This window comes from Massilia scottii (assembly GCF_030846495.1).
Classification (GTDB): Bacteria; Pseudomonadota; Gammaproteobacteria; order Burkholderiales; family Burkholderiaceae_D; genus Telluria_A; species Telluria_A violaceinigra.
The window spans coordinates 1-15,438 of sequence record NZ_JAVCWM010000038.1; the positions used below are offsets into that span (position 1 = coordinate 1).

Annotated in this window: 14 protein-coding genes; 9 read left to right on the forward strand and 5 right to left on the reverse strand. The window is 61.6% G+C overall.

The window, feature by feature from the left end:
- From RBA41_RS30840 to RBA41_RS30850, 3 genes are all read left to right on the forward strand, one after another.
- A partial coding sequence (locus RBA41_RS30840) for an RHS repeat-associated core domain-containing protein (protein WP_306628175.1) occupies positions 1-2,397 on the forward strand: 2,397 nt, incomplete at its 5' end.
- Between the two features lie 2 nt (positions 2,398-2,399).
- A complete protein-coding gene (locus RBA41_RS30845) occupies positions 2,400-2,726 on the forward strand; it encodes a hypothetical protein (RefSeq protein WP_306628176.1) in 327 nt (108 codons plus the stop codon).
- 98 nt (positions 2,727-2,824) lie between these two features.
- Positions 2,825-3,232: a hypothetical protein gene (locus RBA41_RS30850; RefSeq protein ID WP_306628177.1), complete on the forward strand. Its 408-nt coding sequence runs from the start codon at positions 2,825-2,827 to the stop codon at positions 3,230-3,232.
- Positions 3,233-3,480: 248 nt separating this feature from the next.
- On the opposite strand, the gene RBA41_RS30855 is transcribed toward RBA41_RS30850, so the two are convergent.
- From RBA41_RS30855 to RBA41_RS30870, 4 genes are all read right to left on the reverse strand, one after another.
- The gene (locus RBA41_RS30855; RefSeq protein ID WP_306628178.1) at positions 3,481-3,855 is read right to left on the reverse strand and encodes a DUF3052 domain-containing protein; all 375 of its coding nucleotides are present in this window, start codon (positions 3,853-3,855) and stop codon (positions 3,481-3,483) included.
- Positions 3,856-3,888: 33 nt separating this feature from the next.
- Positions 3,889-4,356, reverse strand: coding sequence for a DUF2061 domain-containing protein (locus RBA41_RS30860; RefSeq protein ID WP_306628179.1), 468 nt, complete (start codon positions 4,354-4,356; stop codon positions 3,889-3,891).
- Between the two features lie 108 nt (positions 4,357-4,464).
- A complete protein-coding gene (locus tag RBA41_RS30865; protein ID WP_306628180.1) occupies positions 4,465-5,049 on the reverse strand; it encodes a response regulator transcription factor in 585 nt (194 codons plus the stop codon).
- Positions 5,050-5,074: 25 nt separating this feature from the next.
- Positions 5,075-7,063 carry a sensor histidine kinase gene (locus RBA41_RS30870; RefSeq protein ID WP_306628181.1) on the reverse strand — a complete coding sequence of 663 codons (1,989 nt, stop codon included), beginning with the start codon at positions 7,061-7,063 and terminating at the stop codon, positions 5,075-5,077.
- A gap of 125 nt (positions 7,064-7,188) precedes the next feature.
- Between RBA41_RS30870 and RBA41_RS30875 the strand changes: the two genes are divergently transcribed.
- The 6 genes from RBA41_RS30875 (at position 7,189) to RBA41_RS30900 (ending at position 12,086) form a co-directional block, all read left to right on the forward strand.
- Positions 7,189-8,181 carry a TRAP transporter substrate-binding protein gene (locus RBA41_RS30875; protein WP_306628182.1) on the forward strand — a complete coding sequence of 331 codons (993 nt, stop codon included), beginning with the start codon at positions 7,189-7,191 and terminating at the stop codon, positions 8,179-8,181.
- Positions 8,182-8,285: 104 nt separating this feature from the next.
- A complete protein-coding gene (locus RBA41_RS30880) occupies positions 8,286-8,852 on the forward strand; it encodes a TRAP transporter small permease (protein ID WP_306628183.1) in 567 nt (188 codons plus the stop codon).
- The gene (locus tag RBA41_RS30885; protein WP_306628184.1) at positions 8,849-10,129 is read left to right on the forward strand and encodes a TRAP transporter large permease; all 1,281 of its coding nucleotides are present in this window, start codon (positions 8,849-8,851) and stop codon (positions 10,127-10,129) included. Before RBA41_RS30880 ends, RBA41_RS30885 begins: the two co-directional genes overlap by 4 nt.
- Positions 10,130-10,444: 315 nt before the next feature.
- Positions 10,445-10,966, forward strand: coding sequence for a methylated-DNA--[protein]-cysteine S-methyltransferase (locus RBA41_RS30890; RefSeq protein ID WP_306628185.1), 522 nt, complete (start codon positions 10,445-10,447; stop codon positions 10,964-10,966).
- Positions 10,939-11,844, forward strand: coding sequence for a site-specific tyrosine recombinase XerD (gene xerD / locus RBA41_RS30895; RefSeq protein WP_306628186.1), 906 nt, complete (start codon positions 10,939-10,941; stop codon positions 11,842-11,844). The genes RBA41_RS30890 and xerD overlap by 28 nt, the downstream gene beginning before the upstream one ends.
- A 77-nt stretch (positions 11,845-11,921) precedes the next feature.
- Positions 11,922-12,086 carry a hypothetical protein gene (locus RBA41_RS30900; RefSeq protein WP_167087072.1) on the forward strand — a complete coding sequence of 55 codons (165 nt, stop codon included), beginning with the start codon at positions 11,922-11,924 and terminating at the stop codon, positions 12,084-12,086.
- A gap of 234 nt (positions 12,087-12,320) precedes the next feature.
- Here RBA41_RS30900 and RBA41_RS30905 read toward each other — a convergent pair whose 3' ends face one another.
- On the reverse strand, positions 12,321-15,437 hold the full coding sequence (locus tag RBA41_RS30905; RefSeq protein ID WP_306628187.1) for an efflux RND transporter permease subunit: 3,117 nt from the start codon (positions 15,435-15,437) through the stop codon (positions 12,321-12,323).
- Position 15,438 lies beyond the last annotated feature (1 nt).

The window sequence follows — 15,438 nt, forward strand, 5'->3', positions numbered from 1 at the left end:
GTTGAATCCGAATATGGCCCGCTCCAGCGCCTGGTGTCGAGCACGATCCGCGATGCCAGCGGACGCGCTGAAACCACGCATTATGAGTACGACGTTGCCGGACAACTGATCCGTATGACCGCACCCGACGGCTCTGCGCTGGAATACACGTATGACGACGCGCACCGCCTCACCGGCATGCGGGACCGTGCCGGGAACAGCATCAGCTTCACGCTTGATGCCATGGGCAATGTTGTGCGGCAGGAAGTGAAGGACGCCAGCGGAAAACTTGTGGCGCAGACTACGCGCGCCTTCGACGCGCTCAATCGCCTGCAGCGGGAGCAGCGCAGTACCAAAGACCCGGGCGCGCGCTTTGAATACGATGCGGTCGGCAACCTGACATCGAGTACCGATCAAATGGCGCGCGTCAGCAAGGGAACTTACGACACGTCTCATCGTCTGATCCAACAGACGCTGCCTGCTGCGGATGCCACGGGCAAGCCGTCAACGGTCGACTACGCGTACACGCAGCAGGATCAGCTTGCATCGGTGCTCGATCCGCGTCGCTTGCAAACGCGCTACGTCGTCAACGGGTTGGGGCAGCAAACGGCGCTCATCAGCCCAGATACCGGCACCACGACCACGCAGTTCGATGGCGCTGGAAAAGTGATATTACGCACCGATGCGACTGGACGCAAGACCGTCTATCGATACGACGCGGCGGGTCGCGTGACAGCCATCGGCACCAGCACGTTTGAATATGGGGCGGCCGGCAGTCCCGCAGCCGGCCGTGTGACGGCAATGTCGGATGAGGCTGGAAAAACGATGTACGCCTACGACGGCATGGGTAGGCTCGTAAGGAAGGAACAGGCGAGCGGCCCAGGGTCAAGGCGGTTCATAACCGCGTACACCTATGGCAGTGAAGGAAGTGCTGTTGGACACGTAACCTCGATGACCTACCCCAGCGGCAATCGCATCGACTTCACCTACGACAGCAATGGGAAGCCGTCGACCCTAAGCCTGACGCGTCCGAATGCTGCGCGCACGACGATTCTAAGTCAAATAACCTACCAACCGTTTGGCGCCGTGCGCGCATGGATATGGGGCAATCACAGCGCGGGAACTCCGAACAAATACGAGCGCCAGTTCGACCTGGAAAATCGCATTATCAGTTACCCTCTTGGCCACCTGAAAATGGGAGGTGCGACGCGCACGCTCAGTTACGATGCCGCCGGACGGATCGTGGCGAGCACGCATGCGGGGAACGCGACGTCAAGCAGGCTGGACCAGCGTTACAGCTACGATGGACAGGATCGCCTGATCGGCTTTACCAGCGCCACAGCCAGCCAGCGCTTCGAGTACGACACCAACGGCAATCGTACCAAAGTCGTTATTGGCGCCAATAGCTACTCCAACACGATCGATCCCCGCAGCAACCGGCTGACTGCCACCTCCGGACCGGTGCCAGCGAAACGCAATGCGTACGACGCCACGGGCAACCTCGTCAGCGACGGAACGATACGCTACGGCTACGGCAACAACGGGCGCCTGAGCAGCACCACAGGCATCAATGGCGCGTCCACGCAATACCGCTACAACGGGGTCGGCCAGCGGGCAATGAAGTCGGAGACTGCCGGCACATCGACTTTTTTCGTCTACAACGCAGCCGGACAAATGGTGGGGGAGTACAACAGCGCCGGGACGCCGATACAGGAGACGATTTACCTGGAGGGGATGCCGGTTGCCGTGGTCACACCGCGCACGGCGAGCGCAGGGGAGAGTGCTTACTATCTCTACGCAGACCATTTGGGAGCGCCGCGAGTGATCACACGCGCCAGCGACAACAAGATGGTATGGCGCTGGGATAGCGCAAACCCGTTCGGCGAGGACCAGCCTGATGAAAACCCAAACCGCCTTGGGAATTTCACTTTCAACCTTCGCTTTCCGGGACAGTATTATGATAGAGAAACCAATCTACATTACAACTACCATAGGGATTACGATCCGCAGACTGGACGGTACGTGCAGTCGGACCCAATCGGGCTTCGCGGGGGACTAAATACGTTTGCCTATGGGGAGGGAAACGCCGTATCGAAGATTGATCCGTTCGGGCTCCAGGTAATGCCAACACCGTTAGGGCCGATACCACTACCTCCGCCAATCGTCTATCCTTCTAGTAAACCACCTATAGACCCGTGGAATGATACGCATACTGAGACTCGAATTCCCGGAATCTATCCTAAAGTACCCAAGGGTCCAGGCGTGCCCAGTGGCAATGGTCCGGATGAAGAATCTGCCTGTCGAAAAATGCTAGAGGCGTGCATGGGGGCGGCCGGTAAATGCGGGTACTTAACCAAACCCGTGCAGGTCATGTGTATTGCGTCTTACTTCGCCTGTATGGTCGCAATAGGGGATTAAAGATGAAGACAATTGAATTTGATCATCTTGCATCTTTGATGCAAGATGAAATTGAAGAGTTGATAATGTCAACTATAGAGTTTGTGATAGTTGCGGATGGGGCAAAAAAACACGCTCTACTATCTTTTTTAGAGAGTGAGGAGAAATATTTTAACGGAGAGCGGCGATTTTTGGATCGGATTGCTTACCTATGGGGTGCGCGGCACGCTTTTTCAATCATTCCATTTGTTACCGTTTGGAATAAAGCACTGATTAATGGTTTTGAGATTAAATCAAAGAAAGAGATAGATTCGAAAATCTATCTCTTCTTTGAGAAGCGCGGAAATTAGTTGTTTAGTTTCGTGCGGTCATAAACTGGCGTATCGGCAACTGGTGGGGTCGTTGGAACTCAAATGGGTAAGAAATCTGAGAATTATGAGTGTGCGAAATGAATGCTGGAAAGCGTGCATCGATTTACGCCATTTTAGGAATTGGGGGCGTCGGATTGACTACCTATTTCATTTATCTGATGCTTGAGGCGGATAGCATGAGACTGGTAGACGGAACAAAACTTGTTTTTTTGGGAGCTGCATGTTTGATGTTTTTTGCTAGCATTAGCAACTTGATGATTGCATTCGCACTCGAGTTTGGTCGTGTTACCGAGGTGGTAGGAATGCAGAGCTGCGCGGAATTACGTCGTGACGGCGATATTGTCCGGAAAAACGCGCGGATTCGATTGATCAGAAATCTTGATGCTGACAATAGCGCCTTGAATTCAGATCAAAAAATACTCATTTTTCTTGCAGGTTGGCGGCCGGCTTCCTGCGCTGAAAGCGGTGTCATGCTGCGCATGTAGATTGCTGATGACGCCCCTCCCGCCGGCGCAAGAGGTCCATCGCGACCATTTCGTCAAATGCTCGTTTCATGTTCGGCGCTTCCGCGATCAGGGCGGCTGTCTTGCGGTCTTGACCTCAAGGTCCACCTGTCGTTCCCGCTCATCCTTCAGTCCGTCGTTCCCGCCGTGTGCCGCCTTGGCGCGGGAACGACGGTGGCTATCGGTAACGGCAGTGGCTATCGGCAGCGCCCATGGCAGTCCAGATGCCCCTACAAGCGCTTCAACCTCACCGCCGACCAGTCGCTATCCATCGATATCATCGCCACGCCGGTCACCCCGCGCTCCTTGGCCCACGCGAAAATGGAATCGCGGGTGAGGTCGGTGGCCTTCGGCGCGCTCGGCTTGAGGTAGGCTACCCACAAGGACCCCTTGTCGCCCAGCCGCTCCAGCGCGGCCGGAAACCAGCGTTCCAGTTCAGCCTGGCTCAGTGCGAACACCAGCACCACGTCCGCCGGTCCTTCGTCTTCGTTGATCAAGCTCTTCGGCAACTGTTCCATCATGGCGGGATGGACCCCGCCATTGAAGACCGCCAGCGACTTGGCCGTCTTCAGGTACATCTTGTCGGCTATCGTTTTCTCGCTCATCGGATATTACCCAGATTGAATTAGGAAGCGAAATTATGCTACCAGTGTTTGACCCGGGTACGCACCGTTGCGTTCATTTTCATTTTGATTATATTGTTCAATTTCTTTCCGGCCACCCTTGCCGAAGCGGTCCCACAGGCGGTCGTGGAAGGGCAGGACGATGACGTTGAGCACCGGTTCGATCAGCGCCGCCAGCCCGCCGAAGGCCAGCGAGCCGCTGGCCCAGGCCATCACGCCGAAGGCGACCGCGATGTGCAGGCCGGTCTGGCTGAGCTTTTCCAGCCCCAGTGCCAGCATGCGGCCACGCGCCGTGCGCGCCAGCCCCGCCAGCGCATGCCAGGTTTTTTCGTGCAGCGGCAGCAGCGCCACGTTGAGCACCGGCTCGATCAGGGCGGCCAGCCCGCCCAGCGCGATGGAGCCCGTCATCAGCCAGGTCAGGGCGAAGGCGATGGCCATGTGGGTGGCGATCCTGCTCGTCGTTTTTGCCGCTGCCCTGACCATGATGCCGTCCTTCCTGTTGCGTGTGCGATTGGTGAATGATAATCGTTCGCATTTGGAAAAGACAGTTGATTCTGTATCCGATTCCGATAGGAGAAAGCTATGCCCGGGCTATTTGAGCAGGCCGGCCAGTTCCACCGCGGTTTTCACCTGCATCTTGTCGAAGATATGGGCGCGGTGCACTTCCACCGTGCGCATGCTGATGCCGAGCTGGTCGGCGACGACCTTGTTCATCTTGCCGGCCAGGATCAGGTCCAGCACTTCGCGTTCGCGCGCCGACAGGCTGGCCAGGCGCGCCTGCACCAGCGCGGCAGCGCCCGCCTGGCGCGACATCGCCAGCGCTTCCTCGACCCGGTCCATCAGGCGGTTGCCGTCGAACGGCTTCTCAAAAAAGTCGAAGGCGCCGCGTTTCAGGCTGTCGACCGCCATCGGCACGTCGCCGTGGCCGGTCAGGAAGATGACGGGCAGGCGCGCGGTCAGGCCGCGCGCGACCAGCTGGTCGAACACGGCCACGCCGTTCAGGTCGGGCATGCGCACGTCGAGCAGCAGGCAGTCGCCCTGGGCGTCGAAGCGGGCCGCGGCCTGCTCCAGGAAAAGGTGGGCGCTGGCGTGCCCGCAGGCGTCAATGCCGCGGGAGCGCGCCAGCCAGACGAGGGAGTCGCGCAGGACGTCCTCGTCATCGACGATATGCAACATGGGAGTCTCCGGTTTTTCGCGTAGTCTACCCCAGCGGCGCCGCTTGCGCCGGCAAGCTGAAGCTGAAGATGGTGCCGCCGGCCGGATTGGCGGCGTGTTTCAGGCTGCCGCCGTGAAATTCGACGGCGCTGCGGCATACCGACAAACCCATGCCCATGCCTTCGGCCTTGGTCGAGAAAAACGGCGAAAACAGGCGTTCGGCCACCTCGGGCGCAATGCCGTGGCCCTGGTCGGTCACGGCCACGCACACCTGGCCGTGCTCGCAGGTGGCGCTGATGCGCAGTACCCGCCGCGCGGGGGCGATGTCCTGCATCGCTTCGATGCCGTTGCGCGTCAGGTTCAGCAAAACCTGTTCGAGCATCATGCGGTCGGCGCTCACGCACGGCAGGTCGGGCGCGATATGGGTTTCCAGCACCACGTAAAACTTGCGCGCCTGCAGCTCGATCAGCGCGTAAATGCCCTCGACCAGGGCATGAACGCCGATCTGCTGGCGCTGCGGTTCGCGCTTTTTGACGAACTCGTGCACGCTGCGGATGATCTGGCCGGCACGCTGGGCTTGCAGGCTGGCCTGTTCCAGCGCCGGCTTGAGCAGGCCGGCGTCGACCGCCTGTTCGCTGGCCTGGGCCCGTCCCAGCACGTTCAGGGCGCCCGTGGTGTAGCTGGCGATCGCCGCCAGCGGCTGGTTCAGCTCGTGCGCCAGCATCGAGGAAATCTCGCCCATGGTGGCCAGGCGCGCGCTGGCCTGCAGCTTTTCCTGCTGCTGGCGGTTGAGTTCCTCGACGCGTTTCAGGTCGGAAATGTCGAGAATCGAACTCATCCAGCCGGTCTGGCGCCCGTCGCTGTCGACCAGCGGGGCCTCGAAAATGAGCACCGGCACGCGCACGCCGTCGGTGCGCTGGAAGATGGTTTCGAACTGCTGGGTCGCTTGGCCGGCCAGCACGGCGGCGAAGCGCTGCTGGTAGACCGCCATCGCTTCCGGCGCCCAGTAAGGCATGGGCGGGGTCTTGCCCAGCAGTTCCTCGGGCGGCAGGCCGACCATCTGGCAAAAGGCCGGGTTGACGTAGGTGACGCGCCCTTCCAGGTCGCGCGCGCGCAGGCCGGTGACGAGCGAATTTTCCATGGCCGTGCGAAACGCCATCTGCTGGCGCAGCGCGCCTTCGGCCGCCAGCCGGCGCGCGATGTGGCGCCACAGCGCCGCCAGGCTGGCCACCAGGCCCAGCGCCAGCAGCACCACCGATCCGACCAGCAGGTTGGGCAGCAGGCGCGGTTCGCTCTTGACGCTGTCGGTGGCCAGCATCACCGACGCGCCGGTCAGGTCGAGCGCGCGCTTGTGGGTGTACACCCCGCGCCCGGGACCGGCGGCGGCGCGCCTGGCCAGCAGCGCGTCGTCGCGGTCGAGCAGGGAAATGGCGTTATCCTGGGCGAACCACCAGGGCACGGTTTCGTCGAGCAGGATCTTGAGGTCGACCGTGGCCACCAGGCTGCCCATGTAGGCGCCGTCGCGAAACAGCGGCAGGTGGTAGTCGAGCAGGCGCTGGTGGGGCAGGGCGCCGCGATACGGTTCGGCGTAGCGCCCGATGCGTCCGGCGCGCGCCATCTCGGCGGCGTCGCGCGCGGGCGCGCCCAGGGAAGGGGCGCCGGGCGCCGCGCTCGACAAGATCAGGCGGGCGTCGGCATCGTACCAGCGCACCTGCTCCAGCTCGTGGCTGAGCTTGATCATCTGGGCCAGGCGCGCCTGCAGCACCGGCGTGGCCAGCTTGCCTTCGGCCAGTTCGGCGCCGAGCGCGGCCAGCGCTTCCTCGTTGCGGGTCAGTTCGAAGCGGATGGTTTGCTCGACCCACAGGGTGTCGGCGATCAGTTGTTCCTGGCGCTCGTTGGCTTCCATCTGGCGCGCCTGCCACGGCAGCCAGAACAGCACCGCCAAAAACAACAGCACCAGCAGCACCGGCAGCAGCCAGCGCCACGGGCCGCCGAGCACGAAAGGGGGGCGCGTGGGCTTGGAAGAGGAAGTCATGGCGCAAAGTGTCCGAATTTGTGTCTCTTGGCTATTGTGGTTATCCACAGTTGCAGTGCAGAATGGTGATTGGCAGACTGCCTTGCAGTCAAGAAATGTTAGTTACCATTAACAGGGAGACAAGTATGCAAATTAAATCGCTCGTCGTCGCGCTCGCCGCCGCGGCCAGTTTCAATGCATGGGCGCAAGCGCCAATCGTGATCAAGTTCAGCCATGTCGTGGCAACCGACACCCCCAAAGGCCAGGCCGCCGAGCGCTTCAAGTTGCTGGCCGAGAAAGCCACCATGAACCGGGTGAAAGTCGAAGTCTACCCGAACAGCCAGCTGTACAAGGATAAGGAAGAGCTCGAAGCCTTGCAGCTGGGCGCGGTGCAAATGCTGGCGCCCTCGCTGGCCAAGTTCGGCCCGCTGGGCGTGAAGGAATTCGAAGCCTTCGACCTGCCGTATATTTTCCCGAGCAAGGCGGCGCTGTACAGCGTGACCGAAGGCCCGATCGGCAAGGGCTTGCTGCAAAAACTCGAACCGAAAGGCATTACCGGCCTGGCGTATTGGGATAACGGCTTCAAGGTGATGTCGGCCAACAAGCAGCTGCGCGTGCCGGCCGACTTCCGCGGCCAGAAGCTGCGCATCCAGTCGTCCAAGGTGCTCGACGCCCAGATGCGCGCGCTCGGCGCCAACCCGCAGGTGCTGGCCTTCTCCGAGGTGTACCAGGCGCTCCAGACCGGCGTGGTCGACGGCACCGAGAATCCGCCATCGAACATGTTCACGCAAAAGATGCACGAAGTGCAGAAGCACGTGACCCTGTCCAACCACGGCTACCTGGGCTATGCCGTCATCGTCAACAAGAAATTCTGGGACGGCTTGCCGGCCGATATACGCGCCAGCCTGGTCAAGGCCATGGCCGAGGCCACCACGTTCGAGAAAGCCATCGCCCAGCGCGATAACGACCTGGCGCTCGAAGCGATCAGGAAAACCGGCAAGACCGCCATCTACACGCCGACCGCGGCCGAACAGGCCGAATGGCGCAAGGTATTGCTGCCGGTGCACAAGCAGATGGAAAGCCGCATCGGCGCTGAGCTGATCGGTTCGATCAACAAAACGGCCGCAGCAGCGAAGTAAACACCCCGGCGCGCGCCGCTCCGCCCTCGCGGCGGGCGCCGGCGCGCGCCGCACGCCTCACATTTCCCTTTCCTTGTTTTAAAGATTCAACATAAGGATTCGACATGAAATTTCTCGACCATCTGGAAGAGTGGATCATTGCGAGCCTGATGGGCGCTGCCACGCTCGTTGTGTTCGTCGCGGTGATCCACCGCTACCTGTCCGGCCTGCCCATTCCCGGCCTGCAGGACTGGCTGATTCAAATTAATACAAGCTGGGCCCAGGAACTGTGCATCTACATGTTCGTCTGGATGGCGAAATTCGGGGCGGCGTATGGCGTGCGCACCGGCATCCACGTTGGCGTCGACGTGCTGATCAACCTGATGAGCGAACGCTGGCGTAACAAGTTCATCGTGTTCGGGCTGGCGGCGGGCGCCGTCTTTACCGCCGTCATCGGCACCCTGGGCGCCAGTTTTGTCTGGCATATGGCGCAGACCGAGCAGACCTCGTCCGACCTCGAGATGCCGATGTGGATCGTGTATCTGGCGGTGCCGCTGGGCTCCTACCTGATGTCCTTCCGTTTCCTGCAGGTGATGGTGCATTTCGTGCGCACCGGCGAGCTGCCCAAGCATGACCATTCGCACGTCGAGGGCCTGGAAGAAGAACTGCCGGCGAAAGGCGGTGCCGCATGAACGCCCTCATCATTTTCGCCCTGCTGATCGTGCTGATGCTGACCGGGATGCCGGTCTCCATTTCGCTCGGCCTGACCGTGCTCACGTTCCTGTTTACGATGACCGATGTGCCGATCGCTTCGGTGGCGCTGAAGCTGTTTACCGGCATCGAGAAATTCGAGATCATGGCGATCCCGTTCTTCATTTTGGCGGGCAACTTCCTGACCCACGGCGGGGTGGCGCGGCGCATGCTCAATTTCGCCACCGCCATGGTCGGGCACTGGCATGGCGGGCTGGCGCTGGGCGGTGTGGTGGCGTGCGCGCTGTTCGCCGCCGTGTCCGGTTCGAGTCCGGCAACCGTGGTGGCGATCGGCTCGATCGTGCTGCCGGCCATGGTGCGCCAGGGCTATCCGAAGCGCTTCGGCGCCGGCGTCGTCACCGTCTCCGGCGGCCTGGGCATCCTGATCCCGCCGTCGATCGTGATGGTGATGTATTCGGTGACCACCAATACCTCGGTCGGCCAGCTGTTCATGGCCGGCGTGATTCCGGGGCTGATGCTGGCCAGCCTGCTGGGCCTGACGACCTGGTACCTTGCGCGCAAGAACAATTATCCGCGCATGCCCAAGGCCAGCTGGGGCCAGCGCTGGCGCGCCTTCCGCGAGTGCGCCTGGGGTTTGCTGCTGGTGGTGATCATTATGGGCGGCATTTATTCGGGCAAGTTCACCCCGACCGAAGCGGCGGCGATGGCGGCCGTGTATGCCTTCGTCATCGCCGTGTTCGTCTACAAGGACTTGCGCATCCGCCAGGTTGCCAAGGTGCTGCTCGATTCGGCATCGATGTCGGCCATGCTGCTCTACATCATTACCAATGCCGTGCTGTTCTCCTTCCTGATGACCAGCGAAGGCATTCCGCAGGCGATGGCGGGCTGGATTACCGGCCAGGGATTGGGCGTGGTGAGCTTCCTGCTGGTGGTCAACATCCTGCTGCTGTTGGCGGGCAACGTGATGGAGCCCTCGTCCATTGTGCTGATCATGGCGCCGATCCTGTTCCCGGTGGCGGTGACCCTGGGGATCGATCCGATCCACTTCGGCATCATGATGGTGGTAAACATGGAGATCGGCCTGTGCACGCCGCCGGTGGGCCTGAACCTGTACGTGGCCTCGGGCATTACCAAAATGGGCATCTCGGAACTGACCGTCGCGATCATGCCGTGGCTGCTGACCATGCTGGGCTTCCTGATCCTGGTGACGTACGTACCACAGATCTCCCTGTGGCTGCCTAATTTAATTTACAACTGAAATATATTTTCCCTCAGCGTGTAAAAAAAGCCACATTTTCTGAAATTAAATACGTTATGATGAGCACCGATTCAGCACCATACTGGTGCGGATGGGGCGAACGGATTGCAGGTTGGGGGAGTGGGAAGATAGAAGAAACGGTAGTTCATACCGGAGAAATATCGAGGAGACACGCGTTTTACAGAATGCTGTTGGCATGACCAAACGGCCGGGAACGTGAACAAAATTTGGAACGCACCGCAAGGTGCGTTTTTTTTCGTCCGTGCGCAGCGCCGGCCGATTGGTTTGGCGCCGCCGCTGCGCTACACTGCGTACATGAACAATCAAGCAGAGAACATTTTTTCGGCCATCGTGGCAGCGCCATTCGGGGCGGTCGGCATCCGCACCGAGGCCGCGCGCGTGCGCGAACTGGTTTACCTGCCGCCCCACTTTGGCGAAAAAGACGCGCTCGATGCGGTCGCCGAACTGGCGGCGCAGCAGGTGGCGCACTACCTGCTTGATCCCGATTACCGCTTCAGTTTGCCGCTGCTGGAAGCCGGCAGCGTCTTCCAGCGCAAGGTGTGGGACGCGATCGCCTCGATCCCGCGCGGCACCGTGCGCACCTACGGACAGGTCGCCAGGCACATCGGCTCGGCGCCGCGCGCGGTGGGCCAGGCCTGCGGCGCCAACTGGTTCCCGATCATCGTTCCCTGTCACCGGGTCACCGCGGCCGGCGGGCTGGGCGGCTTTTCGCACCACGATGATGAACATGGTTTCCACCTGGGCGTCAAGCGCTGGCTGCTTGCGCATGAAGGGGCTGGCAAGGGACCATGGCAACAGCAGTCAATCTTGAACTGATCGACGCCTTCTGCGACCAGCTGTGGCTGGAGCAGGGGCTGGCGAAAAACTCGATCGACGCCTACCGGCGCGACCTGCGCCTGTTCGCGCGCTGGCTGGAAGTGACGCGTCCGGCGCTGGCCAGCCTGCACGCGGTCGGTCCCGGCGAGCTGGAGGCGTATTTTTCGGACCGCCATGCGGAATCGAAGCCGAGTACGGCCAACCGGCGCCTGTCGGTGCTCAAGCGCTTTTACCAGCTGGCGCTGCGCAACAAGGAAATGACGGCCGATCCGTGCCTGCAGATGGCCTCGGCCAGGCAGCCGCAGCGTTTCGTGCATACCCTGACCGAGGCGCAGGTGGAAGCCTTGCTGGCCGCGCCCGACGTGAGCACGCCGCTGGGACTGCGCGAGCGCACCATGCTCGAACTGATGTATGCGAGCGGCTTGCGCGTCTCCGAGCTGGTGACCTTGAAAATGATGGAGCTGAGCCTGAACGACGGCGTGCTGCGCATCACCGGCAAGGGCAGCAAAACGCGCCTGGTGCCGTTCGGGCAGGTGGCGCGCCAGTGGATCGAACGCTACCTGAAAGAGGCGCGTGGGATCATCCTGAACGGCCAGATGGACGATGCGCTGTTCGTGACCGGGCGCGGGGGGCCGATGTCGCGCCAGATGTTCTGGATTTTGATCAAGAAGCATGCGGGCAATGCCGGGATCACGGCACCCCTGTCGCCGCATACCCTGCGCCATGCGTTCGCCACGCATCTGCTCAATCATGGCGCCGACTTGCGGGTTGTGCAACTGTTGCTGGGGCACGCGGATATTTCGACTACACAAATTTACACGCATGTTGCGCGCGAGCGCATGAAGCGACTGCATGCGGAGCATCACCCACGTGGTTAATTCAAATGCCGAACGCATAACTGGGTCATAATGCTGTCTTACTACCCCCCTTTCTTTTATAACCCAAGAGGTGATCCATGGCTAAAACTAATTTCCAGTACGAAAAGCGGCAGAGGGAATTAGAAAAGAAGAAAAAGGCGGACGAGAAGGCCAGGCGCAAGCTGGAAGCCAAGACCACGCCTGGCGGTGAAGAGAACGAGACACCGGATGAGGATGATGCTGAGGAAGCGAAGCCGGAATAATTGCGCTAGCTCGGATCGCAACCACAAGCCTGAAACCGTCGTTCCCGCCTTCGCGGGAAGTCGTTTCTGGCAGTGCCAGGAACGACGGTTTTGCGTTTTGGGGCATCAAGGATGCGTTCGCGGTACGCTGCGAACCTGGCCCCCCGCCGCGTGCCGCATTGGCGCGTGGGCGACGGGGTCCTTAGGGTAGAAGCGGGTGACGTCCAGACGTTCAGTCGTCCGGACGTCCGGTTTTCAGGCGCTCACAACGACCTTCTCCCCCTCATGTTCCTCAGCCTTCTCATTGCCCCTGAACCAGCGCGCCACGCGCTTGCCCAGGCTGTCCAGGTAGGTGTACGCCACCGGCACCACCACCAGGGTCAGCAAGGTTGAGGTAATCACCCCGCCGATCACCGCGCGCCCCATCGGCGCCTGCGTTTCGCCGCCGTCGCCCATGCCGATGGCCATCGGCAGCATGCCGAAGATCATCGCCAGGGTCGTCATCAAAATCGGCCGCAAGCGCACCTGGCCGGCCTCCAGGATCGCATCGTGCTGGCTCTTGCCTTCGCGCTGCCCGTGATTGGTAAAGTCGACCAGCAAGATCGCGTTCTTGGTCACCAGCCCCATCAGCATCACGATCCCGATCACCGAGAAGATATTCAGGGTACTGCCCGTCACCAGCAAGGCAATCAGCACCCCGATCATCGACAGCGGCAGCGACACCATGATCGCGATCGGCTGCAGGAAGCTGCCGAACTGCGAGGCCAGCACCAGGTAGATGAAGATCACCGCGATGCCCAGCGCGGTACCGGCCGCGCCCATGGTTTCGGCCATCTGCTCGGCGTCGCCGCCGACGTCGAAGCGCACGCCCTCGGGCAGCTCGATGCTCTTCATGGCCAGCTTGACGTCGCCGTCCACATCGCCCGTCGGACGCCCTTCGGCACTGGCATAGATCGCCACCCGGCGCTCCAGCGCCTGGCGCTTGAGCACCTGCGGGCTGGTCGAGGGAACGAATTCGACCACCTGGCGCAGCGGCACCATGACCGGATTGCCTTCGGCATCGCGCTTGCTCGACGCCAGCGACAGGTCGCCCAGGTCGGCTACCTTCTGGCGGCCCGACTTCGGCAACTGCACGTTGACGTCGTAGTTCTGCCCGTCCGGCGCCAGCCAGCGGCTGATCTGGTCGCCCGCCACGAACGGGCGCAGCGCCAGCCCGATCTGCTGGGTCGACAGTCCCAGGTCGCTCGCCAGCTCGTTGTTGATCTTGACGATGGTGGCCGGACTGGCGCCTTCCTGGCTGTATTCCAGGTCGGCGATGCCCTTGATCGCGCGCATCTTGTCGATCAGCTGGTGCGCCACGGCGTCCAGCTTGGCCTCATCCTGGCCCAGGATCGCGATGAAGATCGGCTTCCAGCCCACCGACATGGTGATCCCGGCAATCGACTGCAGGCGCTCGCGGATCAGGCGTTCGACTTCCTTCTGCGAGCGGCGCCCGGTCTTGTGCACGTCGGTCAGTTTCAGGTTCATCTGGGCCGTGTGGCGCCCGTTGTCGGTGCCCACGGTGGTGATCGCGGCATCGATTTCCCTGAACGGTTTCAAGGCCGCTTCGACCTGCTGCATCTTCTGGTCGGTGTATTCCAGGCTCGATCCGACCGGCGCCTTGAACTCCATGTGGATGTAGCCGTCGTCCGTTTCCGGGAACATTTCGCCGCCGATCAGCGGGGTCAAGGCCAGGCTGCCGACGAACAGCGCCAGCGCCAGCGCCAGGGTCGATTTGCGCCAGCGCAGCGCCAGTTCCAGCACCTTGCCGTACCAGACGTGCAGGCGCTCGATGCCGTGCTCGATCTTTTCCATGCCGCGGCCCAGCCACGGCACGTACTTGAAGCGGTCCTTGACCGGGTCGCGCCAGACCGAGGAGAGCATCGGGTCGAGCGTGAAGCTGACGAACAGCGACACCATCACCGCCACCGCCACCGTGATCCCGAACTGCAGGAAGAAGCGCCCGATGATGCCTTCCATGAAAGCGACCGGCACGAACACGGCGACGATGGCGAACGTGGTGGCCATCACCGCCAGCCCGATTTCATTGGTGCCGTCGTTGGCGGCCTGGGTGTGGCTCTTGCCCATGCCGAGGTGGCGCACGATGTTTTCGCGCACCACGATGGCGTCGTCGATCAGCAGGCCGATGCACAGCGACAGCGCCATCAGGGTCAGGAAGTTGAGCGTGAAACCGAAGAACTGCATGGCGATGAAGCTGGCCATCACCGAAATGGGCAGCGTCAGCCCGGTGATGATGGTGCTGCGCCAGGAGTGCAGGAACAGGAACACGATCAGCATGGTCAGCAGCGCGCCTTCCATGATGGTGCGCTTGACGTTGTCGAGCTGCTTTTGCACGCGGTCGGACTGGTCTTCGAGGATATCGATGCGGATGTCGGCCGGCAGGGTGGTGCCCATGGCGATGACCGCTTTCTTGATGCCGGTGCCCACGTCGACCACGTTGGCGTCCTGGATCTTGGTCACTTCGAGCGTGATGGCGCGCTTGCCGTTGATGCGCGAGATCGAGGTCTCTTCCTGTTCGCCGTCGATCACGTCGGCCACCTGCTCGAGGTAGACCGGGCCGCTGGCGCGGCGCGCCACGATGATCTTGTTAAAGCCGCGCGCATCCTTGATCTTGCCTTCGATGCGCACCAGCCGTTCGGCCGCGCCCCAGGCGATGTTCCCGGCCGGCAGATTGGCGTTGGTGCTCTGGATCGCGCGCAGCACTTCATCGACGCCGATGTTCTGGCTGGCCAGGCCGTCGGGCCGGATATGCACCAGGATCTGGCGGTTGGTCGTGCCGCGCACGCGCACCTGGCCGACCCCGGCCACGCCCTGCAGGCGCTTGGTGATGACTTGCTCGGTCAGGGTCGACAGTTCGCGCAGGCTGCGCTTGTCCGACATGAGCGACAGTTCCACGATGGCGCGGCTGTTGTCGCCTTCTTCACGGGCGATGAACGGTTCCTTGGCTTCCTTGGGAAAACCGGGGCGCGCGAGACCAATCTTGTCGCGCATGTCCGTCATGGCCTTGTCCATGTTGGTCGACAGGTGGAATTCGACCTGCACGCCGGCCCGGCCTTCCCAGGAATTGCTGCGGATTTTCTTCACGCCGCTGACGGTGTTGATGGCGTCTTCGAGCGGGCGGGTGATGTCGTTTTCCACCTGTTCGGGCGAGGCGCCGGGGTAGTTGACCTGCACGTAGGCGACCGGAATGGCGACGTTGGGCATGCTTTCCACGCCCAGGCGGCGGTACGAGAACAGGCCGAGCACGACCAGGGCCACCATCACCATCGTGGCGAACACCGGATTCTTGATACTGGTTGTTGTGATCCACATG